Annotated in this window: 16 protein-coding genes; 6 read left to right on the top strand and 10 right to left on the bottom strand. The window is 61.5% G+C overall.

Annotated features, from left to right (window positions below; all coding sequences use genetic code 11):
* Nucleotides 1-78 precede the first annotated feature (78 nt).
* Both ACZ48V_RS06305 and ACZ48V_RS06300 read left to right on the top strand, forming a co-directional pair.
* A complete protein-coding gene (locus ACZ48V_RS06305) occupies nt 79-993 on the top strand; it encodes an NAD-dependent epimerase/dehydratase family protein (protein WP_464542663.1) in 915 nt (304 codons plus the stop codon).
* 149 nt (nt 994-1,142) lie between these two features.
* On the top strand, nt 1,143-2,276 hold the full coding sequence (locus tag ACZ48V_RS06300) for a Nif3-like dinuclear metal center hexameric protein (protein WP_464542661.1): 1,134 nt from the start codon (nt 1,143-1,145) through the stop codon (nt 2,274-2,276).
* Nucleotides 2,277-2,733: 457 nt separating this feature from the next.
* Here ACZ48V_RS06300 and ACZ48V_RS06295 read toward each other — a convergent pair whose 3' ends face one another.
* From ACZ48V_RS06295 to ACZ48V_RS06255, 9 genes are all read right to left on the bottom strand, one after another.
* On the bottom strand, nt 2,734-3,708 hold the full coding sequence (locus tag ACZ48V_RS06295; protein WP_464542659.1) for a fructose-bisphosphatase class II: 975 nt from the start codon (nt 3,706-3,708) through the stop codon (nt 2,734-2,736).
* 109 nt (nt 3,709-3,817) lie between these two features.
* Nucleotides 3,818-4,114 carry a DUF427 domain-containing protein gene (locus ACZ48V_RS06290; protein ID WP_464542658.1) on the bottom strand — a complete coding sequence of 99 codons (297 nt, stop codon included), beginning with the start codon at nt 4,112-4,114 and terminating at the stop codon, nt 3,818-3,820.
* Between the two features lie 164 nt (nt 4,115-4,278).
* A complete protein-coding gene (locus ACZ48V_RS06285; RefSeq protein ID WP_464542656.1) occupies nt 4,279-4,740 on the bottom strand; it encodes a hypothetical protein in 462 nt (153 codons plus the stop codon).
* 31 nt (nt 4,741-4,771) lie between these two features.
* Nucleotides 4,772-6,040 (bottom strand): protoporphyrinogen/coproporphyrinogen oxidase, encoded by a 1,269-nt coding sequence (locus ACZ48V_RS06280; protein ID WP_464542654.1) that lies wholly within the window; start codon nt 6,038-6,040, stop codon nt 4,772-4,774.
* Nucleotides 6,041-6,178: 138 nt separating this feature from the next.
* Nucleotides 6,179-7,570: a TIGR01777 family oxidoreductase gene (locus tag ACZ48V_RS06275; protein WP_464542652.1), complete on the bottom strand. Its 1,392-nt coding sequence runs from the start codon at nt 7,568-7,570 to the stop codon at nt 6,179-6,181.
* 77 nt (nt 7,571-7,647) lie between these two features.
* Nucleotides 7,648-9,099: a cryptochrome/photolyase family protein gene (locus ACZ48V_RS06270; protein ID WP_464542650.1), complete on the bottom strand. Its 1,452-nt coding sequence runs from the start codon at nt 9,097-9,099 to the stop codon at nt 7,648-7,650.
* 109 nt (nt 9,100-9,208) lie between these two features.
* Nucleotides 9,209-10,750: a cryptochrome/photolyase family protein gene (locus tag ACZ48V_RS06265; RefSeq protein WP_464542648.1), complete on the bottom strand. Its 1,542-nt coding sequence runs from the start codon at nt 10,748-10,750 to the stop codon at nt 9,209-9,211.
* A gap of 97 nt (nt 10,751-10,847) precedes the next feature.
* On the bottom strand, nt 10,848-11,600 hold the full coding sequence (locus tag ACZ48V_RS06260) for an SDR family NAD(P)-dependent oxidoreductase (RefSeq protein ID WP_464542646.1): 753 nt from the start codon (nt 11,598-11,600) through the stop codon (nt 10,848-10,850).
* Between the two features lie 388 nt (nt 11,601-11,988).
* Complete coding sequence (locus ACZ48V_RS06255) at nt 11,989-12,555, bottom strand: fasciclin domain-containing protein (protein WP_464542644.1); 567 nt, start codon at nt 12,553-12,555, stop codon at nt 11,989-11,991.
* A gap of 435 nt (nt 12,556-12,990) precedes the next feature.
* Between ACZ48V_RS06255 and ACZ48V_RS06250 the strand changes: the two genes are divergently transcribed.
* From ACZ48V_RS06250 to ACZ48V_RS06235, 4 genes are all read left to right on the top strand, one after another.
* Nucleotides 12,991-13,830: a YdcF family protein gene (locus ACZ48V_RS06250; protein ID WP_464542642.1), complete on the top strand. Its 840-nt coding sequence runs from the start codon at nt 12,991-12,993 to the stop codon at nt 13,828-13,830.
* A 73-nt stretch (nt 13,831-13,903) separates the two neighbouring features.
* Nucleotides 13,904-14,371, top strand: coding sequence for a hypothetical protein (locus ACZ48V_RS06245; RefSeq protein WP_464542640.1), 468 nt, complete (start codon nt 13,904-13,906; stop codon nt 14,369-14,371).
* Nucleotides 14,372-14,542: 171 nt separating this feature from the next.
* The gene (locus ACZ48V_RS06240) at nt 14,543-15,715 is read left to right on the top strand and encodes a serine hydrolase domain-containing protein (RefSeq protein ID WP_464542638.1); all 1,173 of its coding nucleotides are present in this window, start codon (nt 14,543-14,545) and stop codon (nt 15,713-15,715) included.
* Between the two features lie 162 nt (nt 15,716-15,877).
* Nucleotides 15,878-17,497: a peptide chain release factor 3 gene (locus tag ACZ48V_RS06235; RefSeq protein ID WP_464542636.1), complete on the top strand. Its 1,620-nt coding sequence runs from the start codon at nt 15,878-15,880 to the stop codon at nt 17,495-17,497.
* Nucleotides 17,498-17,703: 206 nt separating this feature from the next.
* Here ACZ48V_RS06235 and ACZ48V_RS06230 read toward each other — a convergent pair whose 3' ends face one another.
* Nucleotides 17,704-18,633 (bottom strand): universal stress protein, encoded by a 930-nt coding sequence (locus ACZ48V_RS06230; RefSeq protein WP_464542634.1) that lies wholly within the window; start codon nt 18,631-18,633, stop codon nt 17,704-17,706.
* Nucleotides 18,634-18,685 lie beyond the last annotated feature (52 nt).

Here is an 18,685-nt window from a genome sequence, read left to right as displayed (position 1 = left end):
AGCGGGCATCGCTGCTTTTTTGAGACGCCCGGGCCGGACGTCTCTACTACGGGTTTTTCTGACTATATCTTTGGGACTATGGATGTTTTTTTGACGGGGGCGACCGGGTTTGTGGGGTCGTACGTGCTGCAGGCGCTTCGGGCACACGACCACGCCGTAACGTGCTTGCTGCGCGACACGTCGACGCCGCTCTCGGTACACGACAGCGGCGTAACGCGGGTCGCGGGCGATATCACCAATCCGGTTTCGCTAGAGGGGGCACTTGACGGATGCGACGCGGTGGTGCATCTCGTAGGCATTATCGACGAACAGCCCCGCCGCGGCATCACGTTTGAGCGCATCCACACCGAGGGTACGCGCCATGTCGTAGAGGCCGCCCTGGAGGCGGGCATTGAGACATGTATCCACATGAGCGCAAACGGCGCCGCTCCCGAGGGCACCGGCTACCAGACCACCAAATGGGAGGCGGAGCGCATCGTAGGCGATGCCGAGTTTGAGCACTGGTGCATCATGCGTCCCTCTATCGTGTTTGGGGATCCGGGGCCCAACAACATCGAATTCGCATCGCGGCTGGTGGATGATCTCATCCGTCCGTTCCCGGTGCTTCCGGTATTTGGCGACGGAGAATACGAACTGCAGCCGGTGGCTGTTGAGGCCGTGGCGGAAGGCTTTGCCCAGGCGCTTACGACCGATAGCGCCCACGCGAAGACGTTCATGGTCGGTGGGCCCGACAAGCTGGCCTACGTTGAGATTCTGGACCGCATTACAAAGGGGTGGGGACACGACCCAAAACCGAAAGTCCACGTACCGCTGCCGCTGGTTAAGCTCGGTGTGAACACGGTAGGTCGGCTGGGACTGCTTCCCATATCTCCCGCGCAGTTTGCAATGCTCATTGGCGGCAACACAGGCGACGCGTCTCCCTTCAACGACACGTTCGACGTTACGCACCGCCCGTTCACCCCGCGCTCGCTGCGGTATCTACGAGGGCGGTAGAGTTAGGCAGCGCCTGAAAACGCTCCGCGCGATGCGCACCGTGACTGTGCATCGCGGCGCACATTTTATAAAGACTTTGCTTCATTCAGCAACGTACTTGCCGGACCTTCTTGGACCGTCCTAATTTCTTTTAACAACCTCACTTACCTATGCCAACCATCCGCCGCATCGCCCAGTCGCTGGAGCAGTGGGCTCCGCCTGCATCTGCACAGGATTACGACAACGTCGGCCTGCAGGTGGGGCGCCACGGCGCAGATGTAAGCCGTGGCCTGCTTGCCCTTGACCTGACCCACGAGGTCCTCGAAGAAGCCGCGACCGCGGGCGCCGAACTGATTGTGACACACCACCCGCTTATCTTTCAGCCCCTGAAGCGCGTCACCGACAGCGGATACACGAACAACCTTGCGCTGCGCCTGGCCGAGCAGGGCATCGCGCTCTACAGCATCCACACCAACCTTGACGCTGCGCCCGGTGGCGTGTCGTTTGCCCTGGCTGAGCGCCTCGGCGTGCAGGACCCGACGTTCCTCGCGCCGATGAACGACGTAACCTGCAAGCTCGTCACGTTTGTGCCCGAAGAGGATGCGAAGGCTGTGCACACCGCCATGGCCGATGCCGGGGGGGGACGCATTGGCGACTACGATGCGTGTGCGTTCCGTTCTGCAGGTACCGGCACGTTTCGTCCGGGCGAGCGCACCGACCCGCACATCGGCAGCGCCGGAGGCACACTGGAAACGGTCGATGAGATTCGCCTGGAGATGGAAGTGACCCGGTGGAGCCTGCCCACCGTACGTACCGCTATGCAGAAAGCTCACCCGTATGAGGAAGTCGCCTACGACGTCTATCCGCTTGACCAGGCGACCACACAAGCAGGCATGGGCGCCATCGGCATGCTCGATGAGGTGGTGCCACTCTCCGTGTTCTTAGCCCGTGTATCCGACCAGCTGGATGCGGGTAGCCTGCGCTATGCCGGCACCCCGGATGCACCCGTGGAGCGCGTGGCCGTATGCGGAGGGGCAGGCAGCAGCCTCGTTGGCGCCGCACAGGGCGCCGGGGCCGATGCGTATGTGACAGCTGATGTAAAGTACCACGACTTCTTTAACGTGCTAAGCGCCGACGACGGTGCGCCGCAGATGGCGTTCATCGACGCCGGCCACTACGAAACCGAAGCCCTCACAGAGGCCCTCCTGCGCGACTGGCTTGCCGAGCGCTTTCCTGAGGTAACGTGGACCCGAACCGCCCACCGCACCAGTCCGATGCGCACATTTGTGCCGGATGGCGAGTAATACAGCATCGACCTGCACAAGGCTACTCGGGTCGGGCTCCAACTTTTCGCACAACGGCGGCAGGTGTTTTCTATTTCGGAAACACCCAATCCCAAACAGACGCTGAGCACTGTAGTACACGCAGCCTCATGCCCCGTACCGCTTTCCTAAACACGCTTTGTCTCCAATTCAGTTGTTTGTAACGGTGAACGGGTAGCGGTTCAATGGTAAGTGATTGTCACGTAGGCTACTTCATCACAGTCCGCTGCCCCCCCCCTCTGTCTGCCGAGCTTCGCCGGAGGCGTGATCCCGTGGACATCTCCCCCTTGGAAAAGGGGGAGAAACCCGTAGGGAGAGGGGGTTCGACCGAGACGAGGCTGCGGTGTCAAATCGCTTCATCACTTAGCGTCTATCCACTACCGGTGAACGATCGCCAGAGCGCTGCGCTACTTCTCGGCGCACATGACCGGATCTAACCTTACGCCGAAGAAATCTCGTGCTGTGCCGCCACCCGCTCCGGTGGGCTTCCAGAATGAAGCACAAGTGTCTCCGTACACAGCGTGGAAGACGGTTCTATGCGCTGCACGCCGCGAAGCAGTGGCCCATCCGTGACGCCAGTGAGCGCCATGGTGACTGTGTCAGTCTGGACGAGGTCGGCGGCGGTAGGGGTGCGTTTGAGCACGTTCGGAAGAGCTGGATTTTGGACGAGACGGTCATGCTCTGCCTGCGAGCGCGGAGCCAACCGCGCCTGCATGGCCCCGCCAGTCACCCGCTGCGCTGCCGCCGCAAGTACGCCTTCAGGAGCCCCGCCGATCCCCCAGAGCAGATCGACCGGCGCGCCTGAGTAAGATGCATTTGAATAAGGCGAGGCGGCCACTCGGCCTTGCAGTGCGTGGAGCGCGAAGCTAAGATCGCCATCGGTGAACAGGTGCACCTGGGCACCCGCCTCTCGGATCGCCCGCACAAGCCGCTCGTGCCGTGGACGCTCCTGCACGGCAACGCGCACTTTGGAGGGAAGCACATTCAGCGCATCGGCCACGTTGTGGATCACCTGTTGCGGTGCTGCATCCAGATCCAACGCCTCAGCGGCAGCAGCAGGGCCGATGAGCTTCTTCATGTAGAAGGCCTGACCCAGCGGCATGATGCTGCCAGACGGCGCCAGGGCCAGTACGGCAAGCGCCCCCGGCGCGGCGTTGGCAGCCAGGCGCGTGCCCTCCAGCGGGTCAACAGCAACATCCACGGCCGGCGCATCCGCGGCTCCCACGCGCTCACCGGGGGCAAGGTACGGAGCGTCGTCTTTTTCGCCCTCGCCGATAACCACACGTCCGCGAACCGGCACGTCTTTGAACCGGCGGCGTAGCGCATCGACGGCCGCAGCATCGGCAGACTGCTTGTCGCCCTGTCCAATCCACGGTGCACATGCACAGGCTGCAGCCTCGGTGAGACCGCGCACGGCGTCAGGTAGGAAGGGCGTTGACAGCATCGAAGGAGGCTTTTTTATGGACACGCGCTACAGGCACCGACCGGTACCGGGCGAGAGCCCCGGCAGGATGATAACCTCGTTATTCCGCAGCCGATTCCTCTACCACCTCTACACCGTTCCAGAACGCCACGCGGTCTTTGATGTGCGATGCTTTTTCTTTCGGGTCGGGATAGTACCAGGCGGCATTCTTGTTCTGCTTCTCTCCCACGACTACGTTGTAGTAATGCGCCTTTCCCTTCCAAGGGCAGGTGGTTCGGTGGTCGCTCGGCTCAAAAAAGGCGTCCTTAATCGATTCAGGTGGGAAGTAGTGATTTCCTTCTACAACAACTGTGTCGTTACTTTCAGCGATAACTGCGTCATTCCAGATAGCAAGCATAAGAGTACAGGTATTTGTTAGTGGTCGGTACGTGTTAGAGCCTGTTTTGATTTCTTTATTTGGGCTGCGAGCGGCTTCAATGGGCTGCAAACCACGACCCAAACAGGCTCTTGGGAGTGCAGGGTCGTGGGTACGTGTGATGGGTACAGGTCGTGGGTTACAGATCAAGAGATACGAAGCATCGGCGTAAGCATCCAGAGCACAAGGCCACCGCGCACCGTCCAGGCTGCGGTGCGTATCCAGTTTGAAGCAACCAGCCAGGTGTGCGTGCGCGTGCTGAACCCATCGGCCAGCAGGCCATGCAGCGGCGCCTGTACAAGCCCGGTGCTCCCCCAGATGAGCGCGAGCAGTCCAGCACCGATCCAGGCCTGCAATGCAGACACGCCGGGGACGTATCCTGCAGCCAAGAGTCCGGCCGTGATCAGTTCAAGCGCCATAACCGGAAGCACGATCCACGTGATTCGGTTCATATGAAGCGTCTGGTAGGTAGCGTACGTATCGCTTCCCACATACGCAAACAGCGGATAGTGCACCAGCTGCATCACCCAGATAACCCCTACCATCGTCCATGTAGTGCCCACGTGGGTGAGCAGCACGGTACGCGGATTCAGGAGCAGGTCGGTCATAGCAGGATAGTCATGGATGGACGCGTTCACGTCAGGCCGAGGGGACGGAGTGATCGGCGCGGACTGCCTCGGCGGCGAGGCGTCCGGTAGCCATGGCGTCGTTGATGGATGCGGTGCGCAGGTAGTCGCCACACACGTACACCTCGCCATGGTGGCGCACGGCATCTGTATTGTGGCGCACGGCAGGGGCTGTTTGATCGGGCAAGGCGTGGGGGATGCGATACGTTTTCAGGTGCGACCATCCGCCGGCGGGCAGGCCGAACCAGTCGATCAGCTCGCGGCGCACGGTGCGTTCAAGCGAAGCATCGTCTTCGACCGGATCGCCCACAACGACCGCCGAGATCAGCGTCTCGCCTTCGGGCGCATACGAAGGCGCTACGTCCGACATTACTGCAACGTTGTTCAGCAGGCCATCCTGATCGCCATTTAGTGCCAGGATCGGCTCGTCGAGCGGCGACTCCGCCGCCTGGTAGTAGAGGCACGTCGTAGCGCGCTGCTTTGCAGAGATCGCCTCGTCTTGAAGCAGCGTACGGGCCGACGGGGCATCGGTGGCGATCACGATAGCGCTGGCGTCGAGCGTGGTGCCATCGTCCATCCGCAGCGTATGGTCGTCTTCAATCGCGGCGACGCGGGTGTTGAGATGCAGCTGATCGGCCGGAAGCGTCGACGCCATCTGTTCGGGAATGGCCTGCATGCCCTGCGTGGGCACGGCTGTATCCCCCTCGGCGAACATCTTGAACAGAAACTCGAACAGGCGGCTGGACGCTTCGAGTTCGGTGTCGAAGAAGACGCCCCCGAAGAACGGGCGGAAGAAACGGTTGATCATCAGGTCGGAGAAGCCCCAGCGGGTGGCCAATACCTGGCGCGTTGACTGCTCGGGGGCGCTAAATATTTCGTTGAGCGGCTGGCTCGTTAGAGCGCTACGCAGGCGCGCTACGCGCAGCTTGTCGGCAAGGGTGCCGATTGGGGCAAAGAGCGTGCGCGGCGCATCAAACGGATGGCGAAACGGGTCGGCAATGCGGTGAAAGCGGCCGTGCGTACGAACGAGTGCGCCGTCGTAGAACGGTTTCAGGTTGAGCGCGCCGTAGTCGAGATGATCCTGGCATTCGGGATAGGCAGTGAGTAGCACCTGGAAACCACGGTCCAGGGTAAAGCCCTCAACAGTATCGGTACGTACACGCCCGCCCACGGCATCGGCGGCATCGACAAGACGAAATGGGATGTTTGCACGGTACAGGTGGGTGGCGCAGGTCAGCCCAGCCATTCCGGCACCAACGATCGTTACAGGAGCGGTAGACAACGGTGTGACGTGTGGTTTTGAGTAGGGTCTTGCGTACGTACCGTTATGCTACTTGATGCCACGCTGTAGAGATTGCTTTTCTTTGTAATTCTGTCGCAATAGGTCGCCGTTCTTCAGGAAAATCGCTGCTCCTACCCCTTATTTCGGCCGATGCGGGTGCATGGTACGCCCGAGCGTATGACGGAGCGCAAATGCAAGGTCATCGAAAGTCCATGCGAACCCCTCTTCCTGCAGGCGAGCCGGACGCGCCCGGATGCTCTTGAGCGCCATCGCGTCGGCAGCCTCTCCGCTCAAGACGCGAATCAGGGCTTTGGGGATGCGCCACGGCGTGGGTCTACGGAAGATCGTACCGAGTGTGTCGACAAGGGTGTGTAGCCGTACCGGCTCGGGCGCGGTGGCATTTACCGGTCCGCGGAGGGTGTCGCTGTACAGCGTGTGGTGGATGGCGCTCAGCAGGTCGTCGAGCGCGATCCAGGGCACAAACCCATCGCCCCGCCCCGGCGTGCCGCCGAGTCCGGCCTGCACGAGTGGCGCCAGCACCTGAAGCGCGCCGCCGTTTGCCGCGAGCACGACTCCGATACGCAGATGCACCGTGCGAATCCCTGCCGCCTCAGCCGGTGCAGTGGCGGCCTCCCACGCGGCGCAGACCTCGCCCAGGAAGTCGGTGGTGCGCGGCGCGTCGGCCTCGGTAACAGGCGTGTCCCCACGGTCGCCGTATGCGCCAACGGCCGAGGCTGATATAAGCGCGCTGGGCGGATCGTCGAGCGAAGCGAGGGCATCGGCCAGCAGGCGCGTGCCCCGGGCGCGGCTGTCGAAGATCCGGGCCTTCTTGGCGTCGGTCCAACGCGGGGCAAAGACGTTCTCTCCCGCCAGGTGAACGACCGCATCAACGCCGTTGAGCGCAGCCGCATCCACCTGACCGGTGCTGGGGTCCCACATGATCTCGTCGGGACGTGTGGCTGGGCGTCGTACCAGGCGATGCACGGTGTGTCCACCTGTACGCAGAAACGCCACGAGGGCGCGGCCGACGAGTCCGCTACTTCCGCTGATGGCAATGCGCTTCGGCGCGCTCTCGTACGCGCGGTGCCGGTCAAGATCGTGCCGGGTGATGCGGTGGCGGTACGCGAACTGCCTGCGCAGCTCGGGTTCGGCCAGATACGGCGCGAGCGCGGTGCTCAGTGGTGCAAACGGCAGTTCGTACGTGATGTCGTCGACCAGGCGGCTGCGCGTATCGCTAATGGGTTCGAAGCGATGCGTGTGGTCCCACCGCTTGAACGGTCCCTGCACCTGCCGATCGCAGAACTGGCGTCCGGCAATGTGACCATGGTGTTCGGCGATCCAGGTGAGCGCGACCGGCTCGTAGCCAAGCCGAATGACTGCCCGCTCGCCGTTGCCGATGCCCTCGAACGCAGCCAGCTGGACCGGGGCCCAGGGCGGAGTGAGCCGCTCAAACGCACCCAAACGCGCATGCCAGTCGTAGAGCGCCTGCGCAGAAACGTCGAGTACCGAGGGGAAGCGAAGGGTGGGCATATACTGGCAATGGTTGGGAGGATTGGTTGTTAACACATGTAGTAGGACCACAGCATGCTGCGTTCCTAAGGATTTGCCTACCGCACCTCGTCGTACGCCTCCATCGCGGCATCGCGAGCCTCGCTGTGGTCGACGATGGGCTTGGGGTAGGTCTTGCCCAGCGTAACCCCCGCTTTGCGCAGCGTCCGCGCAGAGGCCTCCCAGGGGGCGTGGAGGTCGCTCGTGGGCAGGTCACGCAGCTCGGGCACCCACTGGCGCACGTAGTCGCCGTTTGGGTCGTGGCGCTCGCCCTGCGACACCGGGTTGAAGATGCGGAAGAACGGCTGCGCATCGGCGCCGGAGCCAGCCGACCACTGCCAGCCCATCGAGTTGTTGGCGAGATTGCCATCTACGAGGTGCTCCCAGAACCAGCGCTCGCCATGGTACCAGTGGATGAGCAGGTCTTTCGTGAGGAACGAGCCTACGATCATGCGCACGCGGTTGTGCATCCACCCGGTGGCCTTTAACTGACGCATTCCCGCATCTACAATCGGGTAGCCGGTCTGCCCGTGCTGCCAGCGCTTCAGCGCCTGCTCATCATCCGTCCAGGCAAAGTCCTTGAACTTGTCGCGGTAGGTTTCGTCGGGGATCGTGGGGTAGTGGTGCACCATGTGGTACGCAAACTCGCGCCACACCAACTCCTGCAGGTACGGCTCAGCCTCCTCGTGGGCCTCGTTGGCATCGGCCCAGTCGGTAACGGCATGCCACACCTGCAGCGGACTCAATTCGCCGTGGTGCAGGTACGGCGAGAGCCGGGAGGTGCCGTCGTGGTCGGGACGGTCGCGCTCGGTTTCGTAGTTGGCAATCACGTGGTCGAGCGTGTACTGCAGGCGCTGGTGCGCCGCCGCTTCGCCGGGCGTCCACGCCCCGGCAAGTCCGTTGGTCCAGTCGGGGCCGTCGTCGTGTTTTGGATGCAAGCGCATGTCCTGCACAGACACGCTGTCGGGCCAGGCGTTGGGCGCGGTGTTCGACAGATCGGGTGCGCCGAGCGGCGCGGCATCGGTGCGCAGCAGGTCGTGTCCGGTCACCTTCTTCCAGAAGGGCGTGTAGACATGGTACGGTCCGCCACTCGTCGTTTCGACGCCCTCGGGGTCGTGCAGCAGCTGGGTTTCGTGGGATACGGGGCGGCAGCCGGCGTTGCGCAGGGTTTCGGCAACGGTGTTGGCCTGTGCAGCCAGCGTGGGCTCGTAGCGTCGGTTCCAGTGCAGGTGCGTAGCGCCGACGGCTTCGGCGCAGTCGAGCAGCGCGTCTTTAGCGGAACCGGTGCGCAGAATGAGCCGCGATCCGGCTTCCTGCAAGTCGGTCTGCAGCGACTGCAGGCTTTCGTGCAGCCACCAGCGATGCGCGCCGCCGGGCTGCCAGGGCGCCTCGCCGTCGGGATCCCACACAAATACGGGAACGATGGCCCCCTGCCGGGCGGCAGCGTGAAGGGCGGGGTTGTCGCGCAGGCGCAGGTCGTGGCGGAGCCAGACCAGAGAAACGTCGGGCATATCGAGGGGCGTGTTCGGTTGGTGGATGGTACTAAATAGCGATACTAAACAGAAGAGACCCTGCTGGGCGCGATCAACAGACAGCAGGGCAGGGACAGTTGGGTGCGCGTTACAGCGTGCCGTTGTACACCTTCGTGCGGATGTCGGCGGCGCGCTCGGCGATGGCACTCCGCTCCGCATCCCCCTTGCGCCGTACGTTGGCCAGCTGGAAGTTCATACGCCGGTTGCCGCTGAGCGTATCCTCATGGCGATCCAGGAAATCCCAGTAGAGCGTTGTGAAGGGGCAGGCCTTCTCGCCGGTCGATTCGGCGGGGTCGTATTGGCAGCCGGAGCAGTAGTTGCTCATGCGGTTTACGTACTTGCCTGAGGCGGTGTAGGGCTTGGTACCCACATAGCCGCCGTCGGCGTACTGCGACATCCCGAGCATGTTGGGGACCGACACCCAGGGCCAGGCATCGATGTAGAACGCTTCGTGCCAGTCGTTGAGCTCCTGCGGATCGATGCCGTAGAGGAGTCCGAACAGGCCGGTGATCATGAGGCGCTGGATGTGGTGCCCGTAGGCGTGGTCGACCACCTGCGAGAGCGCATCGTGCATACAGGCCATCTGCGTGTCGCCGGTCCAGTAGAAGTCGGGGAGCGGCTCGGACGCGCCGAGTTCGTTCATGGCAGGCCAGTCGTCGGCGCGATGCCAGTAGAGGCCACGGATGAACTCGCGCCAGCCCAGAATCTGCCGGATGAAGCCTTCGACCGCGTTGAGCGGAGCATGGCCGTCGTGATAGGCGGTTTCGGCAGCGCGGATGACGTCGCGCGGGTCGAGCAGTTTCAGATTGAGCGCCGGAGAGAGCTGCGAGTGGGAGAGCCAGGGGCGCCCGGTCCACATGGCATCTTGGTGCGTGCCGAAGGTGGGTAGACGCTCGTCGATGAACCGGTCGAGCGCCTCCTGAGCCTGCTGGGGCGTAACGGGCCAGGGGAACGGATCGCTGACGCGTCCGGGCGCATCGGGGTAGGCTTCGTTAACATCGACGACGGCTTCCTGCACGTATGGGTCGTCGCGATACGACGGGGGATCGGGCAAGAGGCCGGGCCCGTCGGCTCCAAACGACTCGCGGTTCTGCTTGTCGTAGTTCCAGTCGCCGCCGAGGGGATCGCCCCTGTCGGTAAGCAAGCAGTTATAGGCCCGACGCTGCTCGCGGTAGAAGTACTCCAGCGTCGGCGATTTGCGTCCGTCAACCCACTCGGTGAATGTATCGTGCGTACACAGGAAATGCGTATCCTCGTGGAGCGTGAGGGGGACGCCGGCCTCGTCGCAGATGCGCTGCAGCCCACGACGCTGCTCGATGGATCCGGGCTCGGTGGCATGCACCGCTGTGGGGGAATGCGTGGCGAGGGTACGTGCCAGGTGAGCCAGCGGCCCAGGCTCGGGGACTTCGTCGGTGCAGGCTTCGTAGTGAACCGTGAAGCCCTGCTCGCGCAGCGCGTCACGAAAAGAACGCTGCGCCGCCACCACATACACGCGTTTCTGTGTGTGCTCGGGCGTATCCGGCGCCGTGTGTTCAGTGAGCACGCACACATCCTGAGCCGGGTCGGCGTCGCGCAACGGCGGCGCCGTGCGGCTCAGTTGGTCGCGAAAGAAAACGAGGAGGCGGCGCATGGGGGGTATGGGGGGTAGAGGGACGAAAGGCCTGATCTTCGTGGAAAGCGAAGCGGGAATCGCAGTGAAAATCGCCAGAGCACTGGTAGAGAGCTGCTTAGCTGCTACGGACCGTACCGAGCCCGCCATCTACGCCGATGACCTGTCCGGTGACCCAGTCGGCGGCGGGATCGGCCAGCCAGCAGATCGCATCGGCCACGTCTTTGGGCTGTCCGACACGGCCCAGTGCGTGCATAGCTTCGGACTGTTTGCGGCCCGCATCGGACTTGAGGATATTCGCAGACAGCGGCGTGTCGACCAGTCCGGGTGCCACGCAGTTAACGCGCACGCCACGCTTGGCATAGGTAGCCGCGGCGGATCGGGTAAGCCCGATGATTCCGCTTTTCGCTGCTGCGATGGCCTCATGGTTATTGAGGCCGATGCGCCCGACAGCCGACGAGCTCAGCACGATGCTGCCGCCACTGCGCATGAGGGCGCGCGCTGCGGCTTTCACCGTAAAGAACGACGAGTCGATGTTCAACGCCATCTGCTCGCGGTACTCCTCGATGGAGGTCAGGTGAGCAGGCTTCAACAAAATGGATCCTACGGTGTGGATGACGCTGTCGATACGCCCGTAGGTGTCTGTTGCCGCGTCCACGATGTTCTGGACCTCCTCGTAGTTCGTCGCGTCGAGGGGATGCACGGTGGTTTCGGTGTCGAGCGAAGCCGCCAACTCGTTCAGATCAGATTCGGTGCGGGCGCCCAGTACAAGACGCGCTCCGTCAGCGGCCAGGCGCTCCGCTACTTCGGAGCCAATGCCACCGGTGGCACCAATAAGAACGAAGACGGGAGCATCATCAGAAGCAGCCATACGAGTCGGGAAATAGGTTAGCGTGAAATTGAGCGAGAGACGACCGGTGAAGCGCGGCAGGCAAACTAACGTGCTGTGCCGGTACCCTGCTTATGTCGCGGAGGCTTGAAGAAAGGGCACCGTTGTATGATTCCAGGCTCATCTAAATATCGGTAGATCGTTACGGCCCGTTTTTATATTTTCGACGTTACATCTTGCTGCTCTGTTTTTAACTGATTGGGGCAGATATGGTAGACGAAGAATAGGAAGCGCAGGCAACATCCAGACATTAAAGGCAGACATAAAAAAGCGGATGCCCCTGATGGGACATCCGCCTTATGCTGTATACATGCAATACAAAGTACCTGTGAGGTCACAGGTGATAGCATATACTGGGGCGTGCCAGATGTTACGGCATCAGGACCCCGTCAATTACGTGGATCACTCCGTTTGAAGCATCAACGTCAGCTTCGACGACTTGCGCCTCGCCTACCATAACGCCGTCTTCAGACACGGTGATCGTCAGATCGTCGCCCTGAAGCGTGGGTACCGTCTGCTCTCCTTCCTCAAGGTCGCCCGACATGATGTCCCCTTCTACGACGTGGTACAGCAGAATCGATTCCAGTTCAGACTTGTCTTCTGCCGCAAGCAGATCTTCGAGTGCGCCATCAGGCAGTGCCTCAAACGCCTCGTTGGTTGGAGCGAATACCGTGAACGGGCCGTCCTCTGCAAGTGCAGAAACCAGACCGGTCGAATCCAGCGCCGTTACGAGCGTGGTGAAGCGCGCATCGGCCACCGCAATATCGACGATCGACAGCGTGTCCTGGGCCATCGCCGGAGCGTCAGCGGGTTCTTCCATATCAGCGGGAGCGTCGGGGGCTTCTTCGCCGTTGCAAGCCGTAAGGCCCACAACGAGAACTGCTGCAAAGAGCAGCATTGAGAGCCCGCGCGCGATGTACGAGTGAGTTGATGTCATGGATAGTCCTCCGTAGTTAGTCAAAAGTAAAACGTGTTTAAAACGTGTTTAGAAAGCGTGTGGGGTGCTGGGCGGGCTTGTAGGGCTCGAAAGCCTTATCTTGCCTGCGCGCCGTGCGTAAAAATTAACCGTTTGACGCACAATGTCAAGTAACCCGCTAACCAGCAACAAGATGGCATGGGGGGATCGGGGTGCAGCCACAGCACGAACGCTACACGATGCTGCGTTACTACATTGCCCAATATGATATAAATGCAACACCAATTACCAATGCACGCTCCGTCTATTTCACCCAAACGTTACACCCTTTTTGGCAAATGGTGTAACGTTTCCCCTATCGTTGCTGCCTTGTTTCGTTATCTCCATTTTATGTAACGTTGCAGGTCTTCACCACTGCCAAACTTCACACGTTTTGCCCGACTGTCAACACGCATCATGTCCGTATTTGCTTCAAAAGTGCTGGGCCTGCTCGTCCATCCGCTCGTGCTGGGCCTCCTCGTGCTCTGCATAGGGTGGGTGCTCACATGGCGGTACCAGCGCATCGGTCTCGTGCTCAGCGGCACCGGACTGCTCATCGTGGCAGCCCCGGCGCTTCCCCTTGTTGCCGACACCCTGCAGTACCAGCTTGAGCGCACGCATCCTCCTGTTGCTGCCTCGGACTTGCCACAGGCCGATGCCATTGTCGTGCTGGGCGGTGGCGTGGGGGCTCCGGTGCCGCCTCGCATCGATCCCGATTTCAACGATGCCTCCGACCGCATCGTGCACGCGCACCGGCTCTACCAGGCCGAGCGCGCGCCCCGCATCGTGGTGAGTGGCGGACGCCTGCCCTGGGCCGATACGCCGCCCGAAGCCTTTACCCTGCGCCGCGTGCTCATGCAGTGGGGCGTGCCCGAGTCCGCCATCTGGACCGAGCCCGAGAGCGCCACGACCTACGAGAATGCTCAGCGCACGGCAGAATTGCTTCGCGAGCGCAACCTCGACCGCGTGCTGCTCGTCACCTCCGCGGCTCACATGCCACGAGCGCTTGCCGTATTCTGCACCGCCGGAGTGCCCGCTCTGCCCGCACCCACCGATCACCAGGTCGTATACGGACCCCGTTCTGCCTTCGACTTCGTACCCAGTGCCGATGCCCTCTCTCGGAGCACCGGCACCCTGCGCGAGTACGTAGGATACGCCGTCTACCGGCTTCGCGGATGGGTGGCCCCCGGTGCCGTAGCATCAGCTACCACCGATTCAGACGCCCGTGCAGCCGCCACGCCCGCCTGCACCCAATAACATGCTGGGGCCAACACGTTCGAACTGCCTGCATACCCCCCGTCCTACTGCTCTGTGCTATTGCTTTTGAAGGATGCACACGCTTCTGCCTGTCGCTATCGTCGTACTCGGACTTGCAGCGCCGCCGCCCGTTGGGCGCGTGCCTGTCTCGCAGGTGCACGCTGCAACCTGGTCTACATCTTTCGCTACCGCGCCTGCTGCATCCGATACCACGCAGCGATGGGACGAGGACGCGTGGACGCCTATCTACCGGACCGAGGGTGTTGCTCTTTCGTACCTCTTCTATCCCGAAGCACGCGGCAACCGCAACGGCGTGGTCGTGCGCATCCGGAACCGCAATGCACATCCCATCTGCTACCGCTTCACCATCATCTTTCGCGGTCCGGACACCGAGCGTGAAGCCTATGCCCAGGGCTCCGTGCCACCGCACACCCTACGCACCGGCGGCGACGCCGGCCTCTTCTGGACGCCTTTCGATGACGATGAACGCATCGGCGAAATTGGTCTTCGTGGACTCCGCGTCCTTCCCCGCTGCCCATAAAATTGCGCTACAGCATCCCCGAACGCCCAAAATCTGTCCAAATGTGTAACGTCTGCGTAGCGCATCCGCCGAACCTGAGACGCTCCGCCTCTGTCTCCCTTACCATGCAGTGTGTTGCAACATAGAGCACCGCATCTAAGCACCGTGCTTCTGCCGTAATCTTCTCACCGGATGCTTTCTTCACTCGTGTCGGTCTCGCCCTTTCTCAGGCTCCTTGTTCTCCAAGTACGTCCCTTGCTGGTTGCTGCATGCACCGCCCTGCTGCTGCTAGCCTGTGAACCGGCAGCTGCCCCCGAGCCTGCCGATGAAGACCTCCCGATGCCAGAGCCCATCCCCGGCGTGAACACGTACGGGCTCGACGCTACGCTCACAGACGCTGCCTTGGAACGTGCCGCCGAGCTTGAGCCGCTGCAGAGCCTCGTTGTGGCGCGGCACGGCGAAGTGATGGTTGCAGAAAACCTGGGCGGGCCCAGACTCGACACGCCGGTGAACGTAAAATCCGTCTCCAAGAGCATTCTCTCTGCGCTTGTTGGGCTTGCCATCGAAGAAGGCTATCTCAACAGTACAGACCAGCCCATCGGTCCCTTCGTTGAGAACTACCTGACCGAAGACGACGACCCGCGCAAGCGCAATATCACTCTCGCCCACCTGCTTACCATGCAATCGGGATTGGAGCGCACCTCGGGCAGCAACTATGGTAGTTGGGTGTCAAGCAGTAACTGGGTACGCAATGCCATTCGGCGTCCCCTGCACGCAGCGCCCGGTACAGCGCGGCGCTACAGCACCGGCAACTCGCATCTGCTCTCTGCCGTGCTCACGCAGGCGACCGGGCAGAGCACCTGGGCTTTTGCGCGAGACCACCTGGCCGAGCCGCTCGATATCCGTCTGCCGCCGTGGCCCACCGATCCGCAGGGAATTTACTTTGGCGGTAACGACATGCTCATCTCCCCGCGCGATCTGCTTCGCTTCGGGGAGCTATACCGGCAAGGCGGCATGTACAACGGTACGCGAGTACTCTCGAACGAGTGGGTGCGCCAGTCGTGGATTCCACGCTCAGAGTCGCGCTGGAGTGGCGCAGGCTACGGGTACAGCTGGTTCAAGCGCCACGTAGGAGCCGGATATCACTCCACCTACTACGGCTGGGGCTATGGCGGACAGTATCTCTTCATCGTGCCTGCGCTTGAGCTGACTGTGGTTGCAACCTCCAATCCGTACCACGGCACCGGACGCAGCCATCGCACCGCTGTACAGGAGGTTATCCTAAATATGATCGTCCCCGCAGCAGAAAAAGGACAGGCCCCGGTCGAGCCGGCCCATCTGACAACCCGCCCCGACAACTCGTGAGACGTGCGTCCCTGCTTTCCCCGTCTATGTTGACCGCTAAACGGATCCGCTTCTTCCTCCAGCAGAAAACTTTTGGGGACGCAAACACGTTACTCGTGACTGCAATTATGCCAGGAAGCATAAATTGCGCCGGTAGTTTCCTCTCCCAATAGCGTCACCACCGTGAGTTCTGCTACATCGAGCCGCAACCATCGCGAGGAGGTCGACCGCCGCCGCACCTTCGCCATCATCAGTCACCCCGATGCCGGAAAGACGACGCTCACCGAAAAGCTGCTGCTGAAAGGCGGCGCGATTCACGAGGCGGGCGAGATCAAGGCGCGCAAGGCCAACCGCCACGCCCGCAGCGACTGGATGTCGATGGAGCAAGAGCGTGGCATCTCGGTCACGTCGTCGGTCATGCAGTTTAAGCATCGCGGCTTTGCGCTGAACCTGCTCGACACGCCGGGGCACCGCGACTTCTCGGAAGACACCTACCGCGTGCTCACCGCCGTCGACAGCGTGATCATGGTGCTCGATGTGGCCAGCGGCGTCGAGGAGCAGACCCGCAAGCTGATGGAGGTCTGCCGCCTGCGCGACATCCCCATCATCACGTTCGTGAACAAGCTGGACCGCTTCGGGCTGCCGCCGCTGGAGATCCTTTCGGACATCGAGGAGACGCTGGCGCTGGAGACCGTGCCACTGTCGTGGCCCATCGGTATGGGCGACCGCTTCCGCGGCACGTACAATCTGTACGAAGACGAGCTGCACCTCTTCTCCCACGCCGATATGCAGGGCGAGCACGAACGCCTGTCCATCGACAGTCTCGACGATGAACGCCTCGACGACATTCTCGGCGAGCAGGCCGACGAACTGCGCTTCGACATCGAACTGGTCCGCGAAGCGGGCGACAGCCTGAATCTGGAGCGCTACCGCGACGGCATACAGACGCCGGTGTTCTTTGGCAGCGCCCTCAGCAACTTTGGGGTGGGCGACATGCTCGACACGTTTGTCGACATTGCCCCGCCGCCGCAGCCGCGCCCGACCACCACGCGCAACGTAGATCCGAACGAAGAGACGTTCTCGGGCGTGGTCTTCAAGATTCAGGCGAACATGGACCCGCGTCACCACGACCGCATGGCGTTTGTGCGCGTGTGCTCCGGGCAGTTTGAACGGGGCATGACGGTTACGCACGCACAGAGCGGCGACACGATGCGCCTCAACAATGCCACCGCTTTCATGGCGCAGGACCGCGAAGGCGTAGAGCGCGCCTGGCCCGGTGATATCATCGGCATCATGAACCACGGGACCCTAAAGATTGGCGATTCGCTTTGTGAGGGCGATCCGGTGCAGTTTACCGGTGTGCCGAGCTTTGCCCCGGAGCACTTTCGCAAGGTGCACCTCGAAGATCCGTTCCGGGCGAAGCATCTGGGCAAAGGCCTCACACAGCTGAGCGAAGAAGGCGCCATCCAGGTGTTTCGTCCGCTGCGCGGCAACGACTACATTTTGGGCGCGGTGGGCGAGCTACAGTTCGACGTGGTGCTGGCCCGGCTCGAAGACGAGTACAATGTGGACGCCCGGCTTTCCGGGGTCAATTACACCTGCTGTCGCTGGGTCGAAGGCGATCCGGCACTAATCGAAGCCTACGAATCCGACGAGATCAACAACCTGTTCCGGGATGCCGGCGGCACGTTGGCCTACCTGGGGATGAGCACGTGGCGGCTGGAGCGCATGATGGAGAACTGGCCTGAGCTGACCTTCAAGAAAACAAAAGAGCACGTCGAAACAGAGCTTACTGCATCGTGAGGAGGCCCTCACGGCAACTGATACGACCCGACATCGGGGAATCGGTACGCCATCCTCGTGATGGCTCGCGATGGCAAGGTGTAAACGTATTTTCGCCGACTCACTAAGACACAATTTCTCTATTCAAGAGGGCAGCGCCTGAGAGGGCTACGTTGCTGCTCCAAGATTGACGTGTGGCAGACCAAGGCCACCACACAGCACTGATATTACGCATCTCTTTTCTTGTCCACAGGCACGTCGCGCAGGAGCATGACGTTAGAGGCGCTCTTACGCATCAGGTTCAGGCTCTGCTTGTTCGGTTCGAGCTGCTGCAGAAAACCGTCGCCGGCAGCGGGCGGACGTACAATAATCAGGTCATAGCTGTTCGGTTCGGCCGCATCCACAAGATCGCTCATTGATCCGTAGTCTTTGAAAGCTGCCTTACTGGTAAGCCCGTAGTCGTTGAGAATCCCAGTGATGTGCCCAAGTCGGCGGCGCTTATCGGGGAACAGATCTTCGTCAACCATGCGCTTTACTCGCTGGCCCATGGAAGCTTCCATGTATCCCTCAAAGCGGTGAGGCAAGTCGCTCCACATGATGTTGATCGTTATGTTGACCCCGCTGCCTTCGAACAGCTGTCCCAGGTAATGCGCCATGTTTTTGTCGTCGGCATCTTCAGGCGGCAATGCCAGGAGCACGTTGTGGCAGAGCGCATCGCTGGTTTTTGTAACCAGAAGGTTGCCTGTCCCCTTGAGCACCAGCTCATCAACAAAAACCCCCATCAGGTTGCGTGAGAACCCGCCTTTGCCGACGCCCCCCAAACATATGATGTCATAGTCATTGGCCACGCCGAGCAGGTGCTCGGCCATGTTGCCATCGGCCTGCTTCCAATGCACGGCGCTATCATCTCCCAGAATCCCCTTAACCAGTACGTGGAGTTCGCGGTCGATCTCATCGGCAGCACGCGCTGCCCCCAGGTTGTCGCCTTTCTCACGGGCCCCCTGTACCATCGCCTGCTGTTCAGCATCAAGAGCGCGAGGGCGCTGTTTGAAAACAAGCACCGTGATCTCGTTAGACGTGCCCCGAAACAGTTGAAGCGCAAATCGGGCCGATTTCTGGGCCCATTCGCTTCCATCCGAGCAAATTAAGGGATGCATAGCGCTCTACAAAATAACTGAGTGTACAAATAATGAGTGTACAGATAAAACG

The organism is Longimonas haloalkaliphila, assembly GCF_055379825.1.
The sequence above is the reverse complement of the archived record's forward strand: the minus strand, read 5'-3'. Positions and strand labels throughout refer to the sequence as shown.

What these genes read in the sequence shown, in the direction of transcription:
- ACZ48V_RS06305 (WP_464542663.1), top strand. Translation starts at nt 79, where the DNA reads ATGGATGTTTTTTTGACGGGGGCGACCGGGTTTGTGGGGTCGTACGTG.
- ACZ48V_RS06300 (WP_464542661.1), top strand. Translation starts at nt 1,143, where the DNA reads ATGCCAACCATCCGCCGCATCGCCCAGTCGCTGGAGCAGTGGGCTCCG.
- ACZ48V_RS06290 (WP_464542658.1), bottom strand. Translation starts at nt 4,114, where the DNA reads ATGCTTGCTATCTGGAATGACGCAGTTATCGCTGAAAGTAACGACACA.
- ACZ48V_RS06285 (WP_464542656.1), bottom strand. Translation starts at nt 4,740, where the DNA reads ATGACCGACCTGCTCCTGAATCCGCGTACCGTGCTGCTCACCCACGTG.
- ACZ48V_RS06275 (WP_464542652.1), bottom strand. Translation starts at nt 7,570, where the DNA reads ATGCCCACCCTTCGCTTCCCCTCGGTACTCGACGTTTCTGCGCAGGCG.
- ACZ48V_RS06270 (WP_464542650.1), bottom strand. Translation starts at nt 9,099, where the DNA reads ATGCCCGACGTTTCTCTGGTCTGGCTCCGCCACGACCTGCGCCTGCGC.
- ACZ48V_RS06265 (WP_464542648.1), bottom strand. Translation starts at nt 10,750, where the DNA reads ATGCGCCGCCTCCTCGTTTTCTTTCGCGACCAACTGAGCCGCACGGCG.
- ACZ48V_RS06260 (WP_464542646.1), bottom strand. Translation starts at nt 11,600, where the DNA reads ATGGCTGCTTCTGATGATGCTCCCGTCTTCGTTCTTATTGGTGCCACC.
- ACZ48V_RS06255 (WP_464542644.1), bottom strand. Translation starts at nt 12,555, where the DNA reads ATGACATCAACTCACTCGTACATCGCGCGCGGGCTCTCAATGCTGCTC.
- ACZ48V_RS06250 (WP_464542642.1), top strand. Translation starts at nt 12,991, where the DNA reads ATGTCCGTATTTGCTTCAAAAGTGCTGGGCCTGCTCGTCCATCCGCTC.
- ACZ48V_RS06245 (WP_464542640.1), top strand. Translation starts at nt 13,904, where the DNA reads ATGCACACGCTTCTGCCTGTCGCTATCGTCGTACTCGGACTTGCAGCG.
- ACZ48V_RS06240 (WP_464542638.1), top strand. Translation starts at nt 14,543, where the DNA reads ATGCTTTCTTCACTCGTGTCGGTCTCGCCCTTTCTCAGGCTCCTTGTT.
- ACZ48V_RS06230 (WP_464542634.1), bottom strand. Translation starts at nt 18,633, where the DNA reads ATGCATCCCTTAATTTGCTCGGATGGAAGCGAATGGGCCCAGAAATCG.